The 17,489-nt window shown below is 71.7% G+C and carries 15 protein-coding genes and 2 tRNA genes; 13 read left to right on the top strand and 4 right to left on the bottom strand.

Going from position 1 to position 17,489, the window contains the following annotated elements; all coding sequences use genetic code 11:
- Nucleotides 1–19 precede the first annotated feature (19 nt).
- On the bottom strand, nucleotides 20–1,249 hold the full coding sequence (locus NPS70_RS06835) for a GNAT family N-acetyltransferase (RefSeq protein ID WP_256523130.1): 1,230 nt from the start codon (nucleotides 1,247–1,249) through the stop codon (nucleotides 20–22).
- 105 nt (nucleotides 1,250–1,354) lie between these two features.
- Here NPS70_RS06835 and NPS70_RS06830 point away from each other — a divergent pair, with 105 nt between their 5' ends.
- On the top strand, nucleotides 1,355–2,500 hold the full coding sequence (locus tag NPS70_RS06830) for a PP2C family protein-serine/threonine phosphatase (RefSeq protein ID WP_256523129.1): 1,146 nt from the start codon (nucleotides 1,355–1,357) through the stop codon (nucleotides 2,498–2,500).
- A 178-nt stretch (nucleotides 2,501–2,678) separates the two neighbouring features.
- Nucleotides 2,679–3,131 carry an HD domain-containing protein gene (locus NPS70_RS06825; RefSeq protein WP_256523128.1) on the top strand — a complete coding sequence of 151 codons (453 nt, stop codon included), beginning with the start codon at nucleotides 2,679–2,681 and terminating at the stop codon, nucleotides 3,129–3,131.
- Between the two features lie 34 nt (nucleotides 3,132–3,165).
- Here NPS70_RS06825 and NPS70_RS06820 read toward each other — a convergent pair whose 3' ends face one another.
- The gene (locus NPS70_RS06820; protein ID WP_256523127.1) at nucleotides 3,166–4,344 is read right to left on the bottom strand and encodes an acyltransferase family protein; all 1,179 of its coding nucleotides are present in this window, start codon (nucleotides 4,342–4,344) and stop codon (nucleotides 3,166–3,168) included.
- Between the two features lie 431 nt (nucleotides 4,345–4,775).
- Between NPS70_RS06820 and NPS70_RS06815 the strand changes: the two genes are divergently transcribed.
- Together NPS70_RS06815 and NPS70_RS06810 are read left to right on the top strand one after the other, a co-directional pair.
- Nucleotides 4,776–4,970 (top strand): hypothetical protein, encoded by a 195-nt coding sequence (locus NPS70_RS06815; protein WP_256523391.1) that lies wholly within the window; start codon nucleotides 4,776–4,778, stop codon nucleotides 4,968–4,970.
- Nucleotides 4,971–5,186: 216 nt separating this feature from the next.
- A complete protein-coding gene (locus tag NPS70_RS06810) occupies nucleotides 5,187–5,729 on the top strand; it encodes a DUF4262 domain-containing protein (protein ID WP_256523126.1) in 543 nt (180 codons plus the stop codon).
- Nucleotides 5,730–6,211: 482 nt separating this feature from the next.
- On the opposite strand, the gene NPS70_RS06805 is transcribed toward NPS70_RS06810, so the two are convergent.
- Nucleotides 6,212–6,285: transfer RNA gene (locus NPS70_RS06805), tRNA-Gly, on the bottom strand.
- A 144-nt stretch (nucleotides 6,286–6,429) separates the two neighbouring features.
- Between NPS70_RS06805 and NPS70_RS06800 the strand changes: the two genes are divergently transcribed.
- From NPS70_RS06800 to clpX, 5 genes are all read left to right on the top strand, one after another.
- A tRNA-Pro gene (locus NPS70_RS06800) sits at nucleotides 6,430–6,506 on the top strand.
- Between the two features lie 148 nt (nucleotides 6,507–6,654).
- Nucleotides 6,655–8,031 (top strand): trigger factor, encoded by a 1,377-nt coding sequence (tig, locus tag NPS70_RS06795; protein ID WP_256523125.1) that lies wholly within the window; start codon nucleotides 6,655–6,657, stop codon nucleotides 8,029–8,031.
- Between the two features lie 259 nt (nucleotides 8,032–8,290).
- Nucleotides 8,291–8,896: an ATP-dependent Clp protease proteolytic subunit gene (locus tag NPS70_RS06790; RefSeq protein ID WP_256523390.1), complete on the top strand. Its 606-nt coding sequence runs from the start codon at nucleotides 8,291–8,293 to the stop codon at nucleotides 8,894–8,896.
- 52 nt (nucleotides 8,897–8,948) lie between these two features.
- Nucleotides 8,949–9,623, top strand: a complete 675-nt coding sequence (locus NPS70_RS06785; RefSeq protein WP_256523124.1) for an ATP-dependent Clp protease proteolytic subunit — start codon at nucleotides 8,949–8,951, stop codon at nucleotides 9,621–9,623.
- Nucleotides 9,624–9,768: 145 nt separating this feature from the next.
- Complete coding sequence (gene clpX / locus NPS70_RS06780) at nucleotides 9,769–11,058, top strand: ATP-dependent Clp protease ATP-binding subunit ClpX (protein ID WP_256523123.1); 1,290 nt, start codon at nucleotides 9,769–9,771, stop codon at nucleotides 11,056–11,058.
- A gap of 197 nt (nucleotides 11,059–11,255) precedes the next feature.
- Here the strand turns inward: clpX and NPS70_RS06775 are convergent, their stop codons facing one another.
- Nucleotides 11,256–12,287, bottom strand: a complete 1,032-nt coding sequence (locus NPS70_RS06775; protein ID WP_256523122.1) for a hypothetical protein — start codon at nucleotides 12,285–12,287, stop codon at nucleotides 11,256–11,258.
- A 138-nt stretch (nucleotides 12,288–12,425) separates the two neighbouring features.
- On the opposite strand from NPS70_RS06775, the gene NPS70_RS06770 reads away from it, so the two are divergent.
- The 4 genes from NPS70_RS06770 to ndk all read left to right on the top strand — a co-directional run bounded on the left by NPS70_RS06770 (nucleotide 12,426) and on the right by ndk (nucleotide 17,482).
- Nucleotides 12,426–15,047, top strand: a complete 2,622-nt coding sequence (locus NPS70_RS06770; RefSeq protein ID WP_256523121.1) for a valine--tRNA ligase — start codon at nucleotides 12,426–12,428, stop codon at nucleotides 15,045–15,047.
- 80 nt (nucleotides 15,048–15,127) lie between these two features.
- Nucleotides 15,128–16,618, top strand: a complete 1,491-nt coding sequence (locus tag NPS70_RS06765; RefSeq protein ID WP_256523120.1) for a folylpolyglutamate synthase/dihydrofolate synthase family protein — start codon at nucleotides 15,128–15,130, stop codon at nucleotides 16,616–16,618.
- Nucleotides 16,619–16,623: 5 nt separating this feature from the next.
- Nucleotides 16,624–16,977 carry a DUF4233 domain-containing protein gene (locus NPS70_RS06760; protein WP_256523119.1) on the top strand — a complete coding sequence of 118 codons (354 nt, stop codon included), beginning with the start codon at nucleotides 16,624–16,626 and terminating at the stop codon, nucleotides 16,975–16,977.
- Between the two features lie 94 nt (nucleotides 16,978–17,071).
- Nucleotides 17,072–17,482, top strand: a complete 411-nt coding sequence (ndk, locus tag NPS70_RS06755) for a nucleoside-diphosphate kinase (RefSeq protein WP_256523118.1) — start codon at nucleotides 17,072–17,074, stop codon at nucleotides 17,480–17,482.
- Nucleotides 17,483–17,489: the final 7 nt, after the last annotated feature.

The raw sequence follows: 17,489 nt of genomic DNA, 5'->3' as shown, positions 1-17,489 counted from the left end.
GCGGCGGCCGCCGCCCCGCTCAGAAGCCGTGCGGCAGCCAGGGGGCGGCGTCGGAGCCGAACGCCGCCGAGGTCTCGGCCAGCGCCCCCTTCCGCAGCTCCCGCACCCGGCCGGCGCCCGCCAGCGAGGAGAGGGACACCCCGCCGAGGTAGGCCGAGCCCAGCTCCCGCACCGACAGCTCAAGGTCCGCCGCGTCCCGGGTGCGCTCGCAGGAGGCGCCCTTGGCGTCACCGCTCAGGCGCCAGCGCCCGGTGTTCCACGGGCAGAACGCGTCCGCCACCTCCAGCACCACGTCCACCGGCGCCCGGTAGGTGCGCGCCTGGAGCGCCGCACCCAGCTCCACGGGCCGCAGGTGCAGCGAGTCCCGTGTCCGCACCGAGCACCGGCGCACGTCGGAGACCAGGTGCAGCAGCGGGTCGTCCACCGGCAGGTTCCGCGAGCGCACCGAACTCGTCAGGTCGATCCCGCACAGGAACCGCCAGAGCGCCGCGTACGCCGCCGGGTCGTCGGCGGCGGCGTCCCGCAGCACGACCGCGCCCTTCGGCCCGGCGTCCGACCAGTCGGGACGGTTGTGGAAGCGCGCGTACCCGACGGTCTCACCCCCGCGTTCGGCCAGCACGCACTGGAGCGGCGAGCCCCCCTCCCGGTCCGCCGGCGGGTCGAGCAGCGGCTGCCGCTCCCACCCGGGCGAGCGCGCCGGCATGCCCGGCCGCGCGCCCGCCCGGCGCAGGTAGACCGCCTCGCACGCCCCGGCCGCCTGCTCCGGGTCCGCGAAGCGCAGCCGCACCCCCTCGGTCCCCGGCGGCGCGGCGATCGCCACCCGGGAGGAGTCCACGTCCACGGACATCGCGTACGTCGCCGTCCCGTAGCCGAAGCGGCCGTAGATGGCCGGCTCGGAGGCCGTCAGCACGGCGAGCGGCTCGCCCAGCTCGCGGACCGAGTCCAGCTGGTGGCGCATCATCGCCGTCAGCACGCCCTGCCGCCGGTGCGTCGCCGCCACGCTGACCATGGTCACGCCGGCCGCGGGAACCATCGCCCCGCCCGGCACCGACAGCCGGAACGAGAACGCACCCGCGGTGCCCACCCAGGCGCCCTCGTCCCAGGCACCGAAGGAACGGTCCAGCTCGGTCAGGTCCCGGTACAGCGCCCGCTCCTGGTCCGACTCCCGGACCCCGCCGAAGGCACGCTCCAGCGAGGAGTACCAGGAGTCCCAGTCGGCATCGGTCACGGGCCGCAGATCAGGTGTCATACGCCATCCCTACCAGCCCCCTCCGGACGGCCGCGACCGGATTTCGAACGCGTTGTCCCGGGGTACCCCTGCACGCGGGGCGGGCGGGTGGATAGGGTCCACCGGGTGGCCCGCGGCTCTTCACCAGACTCGTTCTCGGCCCGGCAGCGGAAGGCCGCTCACCGGGTCCGCACCGCGCTGCGCCGGTCCGCCGTCGACTACTTCCGCGGGGACGGCTCCGACCGGTTCGCGCTGGCCGGACTGCTGCTCACGGTCCCGGCCCTGGTCTGGGGAACCGTCACCAACCCCGTGTGGTGTTCCCCGGTGGCGCTGGTGCTGCCCATCGTCGCGGGCGGTCTGCTGCTGCGGCCCGCCAGCCTGCTCGGGCTCTACGCGGCGGCGGCGGCCGGCCTGATCGTGGAGTCCACGGTGCTCGGCCCGTACACCCAGAGCGCGGCCAGCGTCACTCCCGGCACGGTCCTCACCGTCGCCGCCTGCGGCTTCTTCGGGCTGCTGATAGCCCAGTTCCGGGCCCGGGTCGGCGTACCGTGGCGACGGGGCGGGACGATGCTCTTCGACCTGCGCGAGCGGATCCGGGTGCAGAGCGCCCTGCCCCGCCTGCCCAAGGGCTGGCACCGGGAGATGGCGCTGCGCCCGGCGGGCGGGCAGTCCTTCTCCGGCGACTTCGTGGTCGCCGCGCGCACGGGCGGCGGGCGCACCCTGGAGGTCGTGCTCACGGACGTCTCCGGCAAGGGGATGGACGCGGCCTCCCGCGCACTGCTGCTCTCCGGCGCCTTCGGCGGGCTGCTCGGCTCCCTGCCCCCGCACGCCTTCCTGCCCGCCGCCAACGGCTACCTGCTGCGGCAGGACTGGGACGAGGGCTTCGCCACCTCCGTCCACCTGGTGCTCGACCTCGACTCCGGGGACTACGAGCTGCTGTCCGCGGGCCACCTGCCCGCGCTCCAGTACCACGCGGGCAGCGGCCGCTGGGAGGAGCGGGCGGCCGAGGGCCCCCTGCTGGGCGTCTACGACGGGGCGCAGTTCGACCCGCTGAAGGGCTCCCTGCGCCCCGGCGACGTGCTCATGCTGTTCACCGACGGCCTGGTGGAGGCGTCCGACCGCGACATCGCCGAGGGCATCGACCGGCTGACGGGAGAGGCCGAGCGGTATGTCGCGACCGGCTTCGAGGGCGCGGCCTGGCACCTGATCGAGGCCGTCGCCAAGGACGTCAACGACGACCGCGCGCTGCTGCTGCTGTCCCGTCGGACCTGACCCGGGCGCGGCCCTCCGCCGCGACGTGGACCCGGTGCCTCCCGCCCGGCGCGCGACGGCCCGGTACGCACGCCTCCGGGGGGTGTCCGACGCCTCCCGCCCGGTGCCCGACCCCCGGTACGCGCCCCGCCCTGAGGGGGGACGGCGCCATGTGCCGGACACGGCCTAGAGTCGGGGCATGGCAGACACCCTGAGCCTGGACGAGGTCGAGGCCGTCGCACGCGAGGCGCACGCCGGGCAGACGGACAAGTCCGGGCGCCCCTACGCCGAGCACCTGGCCGCCGTCGCCGAAGGGGTCCGCGCCCGCGGCGGGAGCGAGGAGCAGATCGCCGCGGGCTGGCTGCACGACGCGATCGAGGACGACCGCCTCAGCCGCGCCTGGCTGGAGGCGGCCGCCCTGCCGCGGTCCGTGAAGGACATGGTGCTCGCGCTGACCAGGGAGAGGGGCGAGGAGCCCGCCGCGTACGCCGCGCGGGTGCTCGCCGTCCCCGGGGCGCTGCTGGTCAAGGAGGCGGACCTGGCCCACAACACCGATCCGGGCCGCCTCGCCGAGCTGGACCTCCCGACCCGGACGCGCCTGGTCGAGAAGTACGCCACGACCCGGCGCCTGCTCGGGCTGCCTCCGGGGTGACCGGCGGGCGGCCCGCGCGGGCCGCCCACCCGCGTCAGCGGCCGCCGGGCCGGAGGTCGGTGACGTCACGGCGGAAGGCCCACCGCAGCTCGGGCTCGGTCACCGCGCGCAGCAGGCGCCGTACCGGGGGCGTGCACAGCAGTGTCACCGCGACGGCCATCCCCGTGCTGAGCACCACCAGGCCGAGGGGGCTGCCCAGCCAGGGATTGGCCTCGAAGAAGCCGAGCCAGTCGCCGGCCTTGGTGAGGACCCCGTGCAGCAGGTAGCCGCAGATCGTCCCCGCTCCCAGGGAGGTCATCCAGGTGCGCCGGGCGGGCACCCAGGCGAGGAACACGGCCGTGAGCACGACCGCGCAGCCGAAGAGGCCGAGCACCATGGCGACGCCCCGCCACCAGGGGACGCCGATCTCCTGGATGCTGCTCGACCGGAAGAACCAGTCCAGCCCGGCCCTGGGCGCGGCCCAGTACGCGAAGGCGGCGGTGGCCGCCAGCAGCGGCAGGCTCATCAGCCGCACCTCCCGCCGTCGCACCATCTGGAAGTGCTCCGGCCCGAGGGTGAGCCCGAGGACGAAGAAGGGCAGGAACTGGAGCACCCGCTGGAGGTTCAGATCCGCTCCGATGCCGGGCGTGAGCGCGGCCGCCACGGCGATTCCGAGTGCCACCGGGAGGGGCCACCGCACGATCCGCCACAGCGGGGTGGTGAGCCGCCAGACGAAGAGCGCGGCCAGGAACCACGTCAGGTAGTAGGGGTCGAGAAGGGTGACGGGCTGGTCGGGGCTGTGCCCCGACCAGCGGGCGAACAGGGAGTACGCCACCTCGAAGACCACGTAGGGCAGGGCGATCCCGGTGAGCAGCCGCCGCAGTTGCCCGGGCCTGCCCTGGTAGCTGCGCGAGAAGTAGCCCGAGATCACGATGAAGGCCGGCATGTGGAAGGTGTAGACGATCATGTAGAGGGCGCGGGCCGCCCGGCTCCCGTCCATGACCGGTTCCCAGGCGTGGGCCACCGCCACCAGCACGATCGCCAGGTACTTGGCGTTGTCGAAGAAGGGGTCGCGACCCGTGTGACCGGAGGGCTCACCGCCCGGTGGCGAGGGGGAGTTCCGGCCACCTGCCGCAGGGGCCGGGGTGGTCGCCCGGGGCGGTGCAGGGGCGGTCTCCGGCTCCCCGGTGTCCAGGGCGGCCGCTCTCCGGGATGCGTGCGCAGCGTGGAACATCCACGGCACCCTAGCCATCGAGAACGGGTGGGGGAAACACGTCGAGGGCTTCGCCGAGGGCGTCAACAGCGCTGTTTTATGACCGGCTTTGACCGGTCGAAAGCGCAATAAAAGGGCCATTCCGGTAGGGGCTCGCGGTGCGGAGGCCCTCGCGGCCCGCGGCTCTTCGGAGTTCCTGTGGACGGCGGGTGAGGGCCTGGAAACGAAACCGCCGGTACATCTCCCCCTTGTTGCCCCGGAGGCCGGCCGGCCGGCGTGTCGGGCTCCCGGTGAGGGGGCCGGGCCCCGGGTGGTGGCGTGATCGTGACGTCCACGATTCACCACCCGGCCCCGGGGGCAGGGAGGTTGATGGCACCATGGGTGCCGTCGGGGGCGTGCCGGGCCGCGTGCCCCCGGGCCGGCAAGGCGGACCGACCGAGGGTGTGATCAGTGTGGCCATTTCGCTGTCTGTGGTGGTGCTGTTGTTGGTCATCCTGGTGGTGATGGTCCGCGGCGGTTCCATCAAGCCCGGCCCGGCCCTCGTGGCGATCCTCTTCGGCTTCTTCCTGGCCTCGACGGGCATCGCCCCGTCGATCAACAGATTCATGAACTCGCTGGCCGAGACGATCAACCAGATAACCTTCTGACGCGGCGGGGCGGCCCTCCCGGGGCCGGTACCCGCCGTACCCCACCCCGCCCCGGGCGACTCCACCGTGCCGGGGCCGCCCGCGTTGCCCGCCGCGGCCCCGCCCCGCGGCCCCGCCCACCGTCGACGACGTGGTCGGGCGGGGCAGGCCCTGCCCGATGCGGGGCCGGCTCACCGCCGGAGGTCCCGGTGAGCGGGGCAGGGCTAGTCTCCTCGGATGGACGAGTCCCCCTGCTTCTGCCTGCTGTGTGCCCCGACGCAATGGGGCGGCCCCGTGTCGGAGGAACGCGATCGTCACATCGCGAGGAACGTCGCGGACCACGGCTGGCACGTCATGGGCGTGGCCGGCGGTGACGCCGGCGGCGACTGGGGCTACTCGATCGGTCTCTGGCACACGATGCGCAGTCCGGAGGTCAGCGTGTTCGGCCTTCCTTCGCAGACCGCGATGCGTGTGGCGAACGCGGCCGGGGCGGCGATCCGGGACGGGAGCCCACTGGAACCCGACCAGCGCCGGGGGGATGTTCTCAACGGCTACGACGTGGTGGTCCGACCTGTGCATCCCAGCTGGTACCCCGACTACTTCGGCGCGGGTATCGACTTCTACCAGGCTCCGCCACTGCCGATCACTCAGCTGTTCTGGCCGGACGAGGCCGGCCGGTTCCCCTGGGACCAGGGCGTGAACGAGCGCTGCCGTGTGAGTCAGCCACTGCTCTGGGCGCCCAAGGGTGAGACCGCCGGCCCTTGGGGGGAGACCGGCTGAGGCCGGCGGAGCGGCTTCGGGGCGGGGGCTGCCATGGGGGAGAGCGGCCGGGGCCCGTACGCCGGTCGGCGACGTCGGGCAGTCTGCGGACCCGCCCGTAGGGCCCGTTGCGGGCCCCGAGTTCGGAGGCTCGCCCCACGGTGGCTTCCGGAAGCCGTGGAGCCGACCGTCCCGGCTGCGGCGGGACCTCACCCCCGTCACGCCCCCGCCCTGTCGGCGTGCGGCCGGGCAGCCGGGCCGGAGCGGCGGAGGCCGTGCCCCGGCGGAACCGCTTCGGCGAGCTGTGGCGTGAGCCGTGCGGGCAGGCCGGGGGCTGCACCTTCATGATCTTCGGCACAGCGGCAGCACGCTCGCCGCCGCGACCGGTGCGGGCACGCGCGAGCTGACGACCGGGATGGGCGCGCAGCGGGCACGTGGGGCCGGGCCGGGAACGCATCAGGGCCGGGCCGGAGGATGATCCTCCGGCCCGGCCCTGAGCCGTGTGGAGCGGGCGACGGGAATCGAACCCGCGTAGCTAGTTTGGAAGACTAGGGCTCTACCATTGAGCTACGCCCGCACAGAGTGCGCCGCAGGCGGCGAGCGCCTGGACACGAGAAGCATCGTAGCGGGTCACCGGTGCCCGGCGCACACACCCTTGCACGGCGCCGGACAAAGAGGCCGACCAGGCGCCCCGGGGCATGTACCCTACGGTTCGCACCGACGGGGTGTGGCGCAGCTTGGTAGCGCGTCCGCTTTGGGAGCGGAAGGTCGTCGGTTCGAATCCGGCCACCCCGACCAGCAAGATCACGTTGTGAGGGCCCTCCTGCTTGCCGTTACTATGCAAGCTGCGTGCCCGTGTGTCTGATGTGCCGGGCCCGATCCGCTGAGCCGCCGGTTCCCGGCGCCAGCTGAACCCCTAGATGTCAGCCACCAAGGAGACCGAACCGTGAAGAGCGCCGTGGAGACCCTGAACCCGACCCGGGTTCGGCTCACTGTCGAGGTGCCCTTCGAGGAGCTCAAGGACAGCCTCGACGCGGCGTACAAGAAGATCAACCAGCAGGTCACCGTCAAGGGCTTCCGCAAGGGCAAGGTCCCGGCCCGAGTGATCGACCAGCGGTTCGGCCGTGGTGCGGTGCTGGAGGAGGCCGTCAACGACGCCCTCCCGAAGTTCTACACCGAGGCGGTCAACGAGGCGGAGATCAACCCGCTGGGTCAGCCCGAGGTCGACATCACCGAGCTGAAGGACGGCGAGACGCTGAACTTCACCGCCGAGGTGGACGTCCGCCCGGCCGTCGAGATCCCGGACTACTCCGGCATCGAGGTCACCGTCGACGCCGTCGAGGTCACCGACGAGGACGTCGAGAAGGCCGTCGAGCAGCTGCGTGAGCGCTTCGCGTCCACCAACCCGGTCGAGCGCGCCGCCGTCGAGGGCGACGTCGTCACCATCGACCTGGAGGCCAAGGTCGACGGCGAGGTCCTGCCCGACGGCGTGGCCAACGGCGTGTCCTACACCATCGGTTCCGGTGAGCTGCTGGACGGCGTCGACGAGGCCGTCACCGGTCTGGAGGCCGGCGGCGAGGCCACCTTCACCTCTCAGCTGAAGGGCGGCTCCGCCGAGGGCAAGGACGCCGAGGTCACCGTCAAGGTCACCGCCGTCGCCGCCCGCGAGCTGCCGGAGCTGGACGACGACTTCGCCCAGCTGGCCTCCGAGTTCGACACCCTCGAGGAGCTCAGGGCGGACAGCCGCAAGCGCCTGGAGAACACCAAGCAGTACGACCAGGCCACCCAGGCGCAGGAGCGCGTCCTGGAGGAGCTGCTGAAGCTGGTCGAGGTGCCGATCCCCGAGAAGCTCCTCGAGGACGAGGTCAACACCCGCAAGCACAACCTGGAGCACCACCAGCTGGGCCAGATGGGCCTCACGATCGACAAGTACCTGGAGATCCAGGGCAAGTCGGCCGAGGAGTTCGACGCCGAGACCCGCGAGCAGGCGGTCAAGGGCATCAAGACCCAGTTCATCCTCGACGAGCTGGTCAACAAGGAGAAGCTGAACGTCAACCAGGAGGAGCTCACCGAGCACCTCATGCGGCGTGCGGCCTCCTCCGGTATGAGCCCGGACCAGTTCGCCCAGGCCGTCGTCGAGGGCGGCCAGGTGCCGATGCTCGTCGGCGAGGTCGCCCGCGGCAAGGCGCTGGCCGTGGTCGTCGAGGCCGCCAAGGTCACCGACACCAACGGCGAGGTCGTCGACCTGGACGAGGACGAGGACGAGGCGACCGAGGAGAAGGCCGAGGCCTCCGCCGAGGACGCCGAGAAGACCGAGGGCTGAGCCTCCTCCGCAGGGGCCTGAGCCCCGCTCCGGCCGTGGACGGGCTCCGGACGCCGCAGGGCGTCCGGAGCCCGTCTGCCGTAGGCCCAGGGCCCTAGCTTGCGCTCCCAGCGAACAGTTCGGGAACCGGGATGGCTCTGTCCGACCTGCGCGTTAGGGTCCATGGGTACGAGGGCAGGCAAGTCCCCGCCCCCCGGTACGAAGACGCTGAGACGGCCGCAGCCGTCAGAGACGAGCAGGTGGACACGTGACGAATCTGATGCCTTACGCCGCCGGCGAGCCGTCCATCGGTGGTGGCCTCGGCGACCAGGTCTACAGCCGGCTGCTCGGCGAGCGCATCATCTTCCTCGGCCAGCAGGTCGACGACGACATCGCCAACAAGATCACGGCGCAGATGCTGCTCCTTGCCGCCGACCCGGAAAAGGACATCTACCTCTACATCAACAGCCCCGGCGGTTCGGTGACGGCGGGCATGGCGGTCTACGACACCATGCAGTACATCCCGAACGACGTCGTCACCATCGGCATGGGCATGGCGGCCTCCATGGGCCAGTTCCTGCTGACCGGCGGCGCCCCGGGCAAGCGCTTCGCCCTGCCGAACACCGACATCCTCATGCACCAGGGCTCGGCCGGCCTCGGCGGTACCGCCTCGGACATCAAGATCCAGGCCGAGTACCTGCTCCGTACCAAGAAGCGCATGGCCGAGATCACCGCCCAGCACTCCGGCCAGACGGTCGAGGCCATCATCCGCGACGGCGACCGCGACCGCTGGTTCACCGCGGAGGAGGCCAAGGACTACGGCCTCATCGACGAGATCATCTCCGCCGCCTCGGGCGTGCCCGGCGGTGGCGGCACCGGCGCCTGAGCCGCACCGCCCGCCCCGCCCGCCTCGTCCGAGCCCGCAGAACGCCCCCAGGATGGTGAACACCCACATGAGCAACTTCTCCGCGAGCGGTCTCTACACCGGTCCGCAGCCGGACAACCGCTACGTCGTCCCGCGCTTCGTCGAGCGCACCTCGCAGGGCGTGCGCGAGTACGACCCCTACGCGAAGCTGTTCGAGGAGCGCGTGATCTTCCTCGGCGTGCAGATCGACGACGCCTCCGCCAACGACGTCATGGCGCAGCTGCTGTGCCTGGAGTCGATGGACCCGGACCGCGACATCTCGATCTACATCAACAGCCCCGGCGGCTCGTTCACCGCGCTCACCGCCATCTACGACACGATGCAGTTCGTGAAGCCGGACATCCAGACCGTCTGCATGGGCCAGGCCGCCTCCGCCGCCGCCGTCCTGCTGGCCGCCGGCACCCCGGGCAAGCGCATGGCCCTCCCGCACGCCCGCGTGCTGATCCACCAGCCCTCCTCGCAGACCGGCCGGGAGCAGCTCTCCGACCTGGAGATCGCGGCCAACGAGATCCTGCGCATGCGCGAGCAGCTGGAGGAGATGCTGGCCAAGCACTCCACCACGCCGATCGAGAAGGTCCGCGACGACATCGAGCGCGACAAGATCCTCACGGCCGAGGACGCCCTCGCCTACGGGCTCGTCGACCAGATCGTCTCGACCCGCAAGAGCGCGGCCGCAGCGGCCGCCTGACCGCGTCCGGCGCCCTTGGCGCGGTGCACGTCCATGTGAACCGTGCCAAGGGGGGCCCGAACGGGGGGCCAGGCAAGGTACCGTCGGATATGAGGCACCAGGAGCGGCCGAACCACGCTGCTCCCAGGCGAAGGGGAAGCACCTCGTGGCACGCATCGGTGATGGCGGCGATCTGCTCAAGTGCTCGTTCTGCGGCAAGAGCCAGAAGCAGGTGAAGAAGCTCATCGCAGGGCCCGGGGTGTACATCTGCGACGAGTGCATCGACCTCTGCAACGAGATCATCGAGGAGGAGCTCGCGGAGACCTCCGAGGTCCGCTGGGAGGAACTGCCCAAGCCCCGTGAGATCTACGAGTTCCTGGAGAGCTACGTCGTCGGCCAGGAGCCGGCCAAGAAGGCGCTCTCCGTCGCGGTGTACAACCACTACAAGCGCGTCCAGGCCGGGGAGAACGGCGGCGCGCAGGGCCGGGACGACGCGATCGAGCTCGCGAAGTCCAACATCCTGCTGCTGGGCCCCACGGGCTCCGGCAAGACACTGCTCGCCCAGACGCTCGCCCGCATGCTCAACGTCCCGTTCGCCATCGCCGACGCGACGGCGCTCACGGAGGCCGGGTACGTCGGCGAGGACGTCGAGAACATCCTGCTGAAGCTGATCCAGGCGGCCGACTACGACGTCAAGAAGGCCGAGACCGGGATCATCTACATCGACGAGATCGACAAGGTCGCCCGCAAGAGCGAGAACCCGTCGATCACCCGGGACGTCTCCGGCGAGGGCGTGCAGCAGGCCCTGCTGAAGATCCTGGAGGGCACCACCGCCTCCGTTCCTCCGCAGGGCGGTCGCAAGCACCCGCACCAGGAGTTCATCCAGATCGACACGACGAACGTGCTGTTCATCGTGGGCGGTGCGTTCGCGGGGCTGGAGCGCATCATCGAGTCCCGCGCCGGGGCCAAGGGCATCGGCTTCGGGGCGACGATCCGCTCCAAGCGCGAGATCGAGGCGAGTGACCAGTTCCAGGAGGTCATGCCGGAGGACCTGGTCAAGTTCGGGATGATCCCCGAGTTCATCGGCCGGCTCCCGGTGATCACCTCCGTGCACAACCTCGACCGCGAGGCGCTGCTGAAGATCCTCGTCGAGCCGCGTAACGCCCTGGTGAAGCAGTACCAGCGGTTGTTCGAACTCGACGGTGTCGAGCTGGACTTCGACCGCCCGGCACTGGAGGCCATCGCCGACCAGGCGATCCTGCGCGGCACGGGGGCCCGGGGGCTGCGGGCCATCATGGAGGAGGTCCTGATGTCGGTGATGTACGAGGTGCCGTCCCGCAAGGACGTCGCCCGCGTGGTCATCACGGCGGACGTCGTCCACAACAACGTCAACCCGACACTGGTCCCGCGGATCGTCAAGGACGAGGGCAACGGCCGCCACGAGAAGAGCGCGTAGGCGCCGCGGCGCACACAGGGGGCGTCCCCGCCCGGCAGGCTCCGGCGGGGACGCCCCCTGAGCCGTGCCCGGGGCCGCGGGCACCCCGCCCACCGGCCTGAAGGGCCCTGTGCCGAAGGAGCCTCGGGCCGGCGGGCCGCGCCGGACGCACCGGAGCCCCGCCGGCGCCGTCGGCGGGGCTCCGGCGAGCGGAGGGGTCAGACCTTGGAGCGGGACTCCTTGTAGTGCTCGGCGGTCAGCTCGGCCAGCTGGTCCAGGCCGAGGCCCTTGCCGCCCGCGATCGCGGCGGACAGGTCGATCGCGTTCACGACGCCGACCGTGCTGTAGTCGGCCCAGATGCAGGTGGGCACCTCGAACTCCTTGGGGCCCTTGGCCATGGTGCCGTCGCCCTCGGCGTTGACGAACTTGATGGACTGGCACTTCATCAGCGCGCCCTCGAAGCCGGCCGGGGTCTTCTCCACGGGGGAGCCGACGGGCTCCACCTCCATGTTCTTGCCCAGCGTCTTGCTCTGGTCCTTCTCGTAGTTGGCGAAGCCCGAGTCGACGGCCTTCTCGGGGTCGGCGACCTCGCCCCACATCCCGGTCAGGCTCATGTTCTTCATCGAGAACGGATCGCTCTTGTCGCCCGAGACGTAGGAGGCCGCCACCATGCTCGGGTCCTTGACGCCCATCGCCCGGGCGTTCGCCTTCTGCTCGTCGTCCAGTGGCGCGGCCTTGTCCGACCCGTCCTTCTCGTAGGCGCCGATCGCCTCCGCGGGGGTGATCTTGTACCCCTTGGTGTCCTCGGACACGGCGGAGTTGCCGCCACCCCCGCCGATCACGAAGTACGCGCCGACGGCGGCCGCGGCCACCACCGCCACCGCGCCGACGATCAGGGCCGCCTTCCTGCCGCCGCCACCGCTCTGCGGCGGCTGGGCGGGGGCGGGGAATCCGGGCTGGCCGTAGGGGCCGGGCTGCTGCTGGCCGTAGGGGCCCGGCTGGGCGTACGGGCCCGGCTGCTCGGGCTGGCTCCCGTACGGACCGGGCTGCTGGGGCTGGCTCCCGTACGGGCCCGCCTGCTGCGGGTACCCGTATCCGGGCTGCGGCGGAACACCCTGCGGCGCCTGCTGCGGATAGCCGTAGCCCGGCTGCTGCGCCCCGGGCTGCTGCTGGCCGTAGGGGCCCGGCTGGCCGTACGGGCCCGGCTGCTGGGGCTGGTCCCCGTACGGGCCCGGCTGGTTGTGGCTCATCGCGGGTGTCCCCCTCGTGATGCTTATGTGTTCCGAACATCCTGGCGCACGGGGGAGCGGTCCAGCGAGGCAGGGGCCCGCAGTGTTACCGAAGAATCGTGTTTCAGGACCGCCCCGTGACACCCCTAAACTGGGCCCGTGACCGAGAACACTCAGCATCAGAGCGCGCCCACCACCGAACTGCCGACCCAGTACGCGCCGGCCGACGTAGAGGGGCCGCTGTACGAGCGCTGGGTAGAGCGGGGCTACTTCGAGGCGGACGCGGCCAGCGACAAGCCGCCGTTCACCGTCGTCATCCCCCCGCCCAACGTCACCGGCAGCCTGCACCTGGGCCACGCCTTCGAGCACACGCTCATCGACGCCCTCACCCGCCGCAAGCGGATGCAGGGCCACGAGACGCTGTGGCAGCCGGGCATGGACCACGCGGGCATCGCCACCCAGAACGTCGTCGAGCGCGAACTCGCCAAGGAGGGCAAGTCCCGCCAGGACCTGGGCCGCGAGGCCTTCGTCGAGCGCGTCTGGAAGTGGAAGGGCGAGTCCGGCGGCCAGATCTCCGGCCAGATGCGCCGCCTCGGCGACGGCGTCGCCTGGTCGCGGGAGCGCTTCACCATGGACGAGGGCCTCTCCCGGGCCGTCCAGACCATCTTCAAGCGCCTCTACGACGACGAGCTGATCTACCGCGCCGAGCGCATCATCAACTGGTGCCCCCGCTGCCTCACCGCCATCTCCGACATCGAGGTCGAGTACCAGGACGACGACGGCGAGCTGGTCTCCATGACCTACGGCGAGGGCGAGGAGACGATCGTCGTCGCGACCACCCGCGCCGAGACCATGCTCGGCGACACCGCGGTGGCCGTCCACCCGGACGACGAGCGCTACCGGCACCTGGTCGGCAGAGAGATCCGGCTGCCGCTGACCGACCGCAGCATCCCCGTCGTCGCCGACACCCATGTGGACCCCGAGTTCGGCACCGGCGCCGTCAAGGTGACGCCCGCCCACGACCCGAACGACTTCGAGATCGGCCGGCGCCACGGGCTGCCCTCGCTGACCGTCATGGACGAGCGCGCCGTCATCACCGCCCCCGGCCCGTTCCAGGGCCTGGACCGGCTGGAGGCGCGCTCCGCGATCGTCGCCGCGCTGCGCGCCGAGGGCCGGATCGTCGCGGAGAAGCGGCCCTACGTCCACTCCGTCGGCCACTGCTCGCGCTGCAAGACCACCATCGAGCCGCGGCTGTCCCTGCAGTGGTGGGTCAAGGTCGGCCCGCTGGCCAAGGCCGCGGGCGACGCCGTCCGCGACGGCCGGGTGGCGATCCACCCGCAGGAGATGGAGAAGCGCTACTTCGACTGGGTCGACAACCTCCACGACTGGTGCATCTCGCGCCAGCTGTGGTGGGGCCACCGCATCCCCGTCTGGTACGGCCCCGACGGCGAGGTCGTCTGCGTCGGCCCCGACGAGGAGCCGCCGAGCGGCGAGGGCTGGCACCAGGAGACCGACGTCCTGGACACCTGGTTCTCCTCGGGCCTGTGGCCCTTCTCCACCCTGGGCTGGCCGGAGCGGACCGAGAGCCTCGCGAAGTTCTACCCGAACTCCGTCCTGGTCACCGGGTACGACATCCTCTTCTTCTGGGTCGCCCGGATGATGATGTTCGGCCTCTACGCGATGGACGGCACCCCGCCGTTCCGCACCATCGCCCTGCACGGCATGGTCCGCGACCAGTTGGGCAAGAAGATGTCCAAGTCCTTCGGCAACGCGGTCAACCCGCTCGACTGGATGGACACCTACGGCTCGGACGCCCTGCGCTTCACGCTGGCCCGCGGCGCCAACCCGGGCGTCGACGTCCCGATCGGCGAGGACTGGGTCCAGGGCTCGCGGAACTTCGCCAACAAGATCTGGAACGCGACCCGCTTCGCCCTGATGAACGGCGCCACCGTGGAGGGCGAGCTCCCGCCCGCCGAGCAGCTGTCGGCCGCGGACCGCTGGATCCTCTCCCGCCTGAACAAGACCGTCGCCGAGGTGGACGCCCACTACGAGGACTTCCAGTTCGCGAAGCTCTCCGAGGCGCTGTTCCACTTCGCCTGGGACGAGGTCTTCGACTGGTACGTCGAGCTCTCCAAGACGACCTTCTTCGCCGGCGGCGAGCAGGCCAGGGTCTCCGGCCGGGTCCTCGGCGAGGTCCTGGACGTGATGCTCCGGCTCCTCCACCCGGTCGTGCCCTTCGTCACCGAGACCCTGTGGACGACCCTGACGGGCCGCGAGTCCCTGGTGATCGCGGAATGGCCCGCCGACAGCGGCTTCCGCGACGAGGACGCCGAGCAGGAGATCGCGCTCGTCCGGCAGGTCGTCACCGAGGTCCGCCGCTTCCGCAGCGACCAGGGCCTCCAGCCGGGCCAGAAGGTCCCGGCCCGGATCGCGCTGGACGGCACCGCGCTCGCCCCCCACGAGGCCGCGATCCGGCAGCTGCTCCGCCTCCAGCCGGAGGGCGAGGGCTTCCAGGCCACCGCCTCCCTGCCGGTCGCGGGCGCCACGGTCGCGCTCGACCTGTCGGGCACGATCGACGTCGAGGCCGAGCGCAAGCGCCTGACCAAGGACCTCGGCGCGGCGGAGAAGGAGGTCGCGCAGGCGAACGCCAAGCTGGGCAACGAGGCCTTCCTCGCCAAGGCACCCGACCAGGTGGTGGAGAAGATCCGCACCCGCCTGGCCAAGGCCGAGGCGGAGATCGCCCGGATCACCGGCCAGCTGGCGAACCTGCCGACGGCCTGAGGCGGCGCACAGGCGGGTGAGGCCCCGGGACCCCCGGGGCCTCACCGCCCCCGCCCCCGCTCCTCCGTAGACTGGTGCCCGTGAGTGAGCATCCCGACCCCTTCGACGAGATCGTCGACGCCGAGACCGACCGCGACCCCGACCTGGCGGTGATCGAGGCCGGCAGCCGCACCCTGCGCGCCACGGCCGGAGCCCCGCAGAGCGACCAGGTGCCCGCCCGGCCCGCCGACCCGGAGGTCGACAAGGCGCTGCGCGAGGTCGAGTCGGAACTGGCGACGCGCTGGGGCGAGACCAAGCTGGAGCCCTCGGTCTCCCGTATCGCCGCACTGATGGACGTGCTCGGCGAGCCCCAGCGGGCCTACCCCTCCCTCCACATCACGGGCACCAACGGCAAGACCTCCACCGCGCGGATGATCGAGGCCCTGCTCGCCGCCTTCGAGCTGCGCACCGGGCGCTACACCTCCCCGCACGTGCAGTCGATCACCGAGCGGATCAGCCTCGACGGCGCGCCCATCGCGCCCGAGCGGTTCGTGGAGACCTACCGGGACATCAGGCCCTACGTCGAGATGGTGGACTCCTCCCAGGAGTACCGGCTGTCCTTCTTCGAGGTGCTCACCGGCATGGCCTACGCGGCCTTCGCCGACGCCCCGGTCGACGTGGCCGTGGTCGAGGTCGGCATGGGCGGCACCTGGGACGCGACCAACGTCGTCGACGGCTCCGTCGCCGTCGTCACGCCGATCTCCCTGGACCACACCGACCGCCTGGGCTCCAGCCCGGCGGAGATCGCCGGCGAGAAGGCGGGCATCGTCAAGCCCGGTGCCACCGTGGTGCTGGCCCAGCAGCCGGTGGACGCCGCCCAGGTGATGCTCAAGAAGGCCGTCGAGGTGGACGCCACGGTCGCCCGCGAGGGAATGGAGTTCGGCATCGTCTCCCGGGAGGTCGCGGTGGGCGGCCAGCTGCTGACCCTGCGCGGGCTCGGCGGCGAGTACGACCAGGTCTTCCTGCCCCTGTACGGCGCGCACCAGGCCCACAACGCCGTGGTGGCCCTGGCCGCCGTGGAGGCGTTCTTCGGTGTCGGCGCCGAACACGCCCGCACCCTGGACGCCGACACCGTCCGCCGGGCCTTCGCCTCCGTGGTCTCCCCGGGCCGGCTGGAGGTCGTGCGGCGGAGCCCCACCGTGGTGCTGGACGCCGCGCACAACCCCGCGGGGGCGCGGGCCACCGCCGAGGGGATCACCGAGTCCTTCGGCTTCTCCCGTCTGATCGGCGTCGTGGGCACCAGCGGTGACAAGGACGTCCGGGGGATGCTGGAGGCCTTCGAGCCGATCTTCGCGGAGATCGTGGTCACCCGGAACTCCACGGACCGGGCCATGGACGTCGACGAGCTCGCCGCGCTGGCCGTGGAGGTCTTCGGCGACGAGCGGGTGGTGGTGGAGCCGAGGCTGGACGACGCGCTGGAGGCCGCTATCACCCTCGCCGAGGAGGAGTCGGAGTTCAGCGGGGCGGGCGTCCTGGTGACCGGCTCGGTGATCACGGTCGGCGAGGCCCGGCTGCTGCTGGGGAGGGGCTGACCCCGATGCGTACGCTCTGTGCATCCACGCTGATCGGCGAGTTCTTCGTGATCGGGTTCGCCGGGCTGGTGGCGATGAAGGCGGACGGCGCCTCGATGGGCGCGGTCTGGGCGGTCTGCGGCGCCGGGATGTTGCTGTCCCTGCTGCTGTGCGGCATGATCACCCGACCGGGCGGCGTCCAGCTGGGCTGGGCGCTCCAGATCGCGCTGATCGCGGGCGGCTTCGTGGTGCCCGCGATGTTCTTCCTCGGCGTCGTGTTCGCCGGGCTGTGGTGGGCCTCGGTCCACTTCGGCAGGAAGGTCGACGAGGCCAAGGCGCGCTGGGCCCAGGAGGCCTCGGCAGGGCCTGACGCTGCGTGACCGGCGTCGGTCCCGGCCCTGTAGCCTCGGGGGTGCCTGTCGTCCCCAGGCCGGGCCGCAGGCCCTGGACACCGCACATGAAGGAGCCCGCACCGTGAGCCAGCGCACGCTCGTCCTGCTCAAGCCCGACGCCGTTCGCCGGGGCCTGATCGGAGAGATCATCGGCCGCATCGAGGCCAAGGCCGGATGGAGCATCGCCGCGCTGGAACTGCGCCAGCTCGACGGGGCCACCCTGGAGCAGCACTACGGCGAGCACAAGGGCAAGCCCTTCTACGAGCCGCTGGTGGCCTTCATGTCCTCCGGGCCGGTCGTGGCCCTGGTGGTGGAGGGCGAGCGGGTGATCGACGGCGTACGCCGGCTGGCGGGCCCCACGGACCCGATCGAGGCGGCCCCCGGATCCATCCGCGGCGACTACGGCACCATCGTCCGGGAGAACCTGATCCACGCCTCGGACTCCGAGGAGTCCGCCGCACGGGAACTGAAGCTGTTCTTCCCGGAACTCTGAGCCCCGC

It is taken from the genome of Streptomyces sp. C10-9-1 (genome assembly GCF_024497955.1).
Lineage (GTDB): Bacteria > Actinomycetota > Actinomycetes > Streptomycetales > Streptomycetaceae > Streptomyces > Streptomyces sanyensis.
The sequence above is the reverse complement of the archived record's forward strand: the minus strand, read 5'-3'. Positions and strand labels throughout refer to the sequence as shown.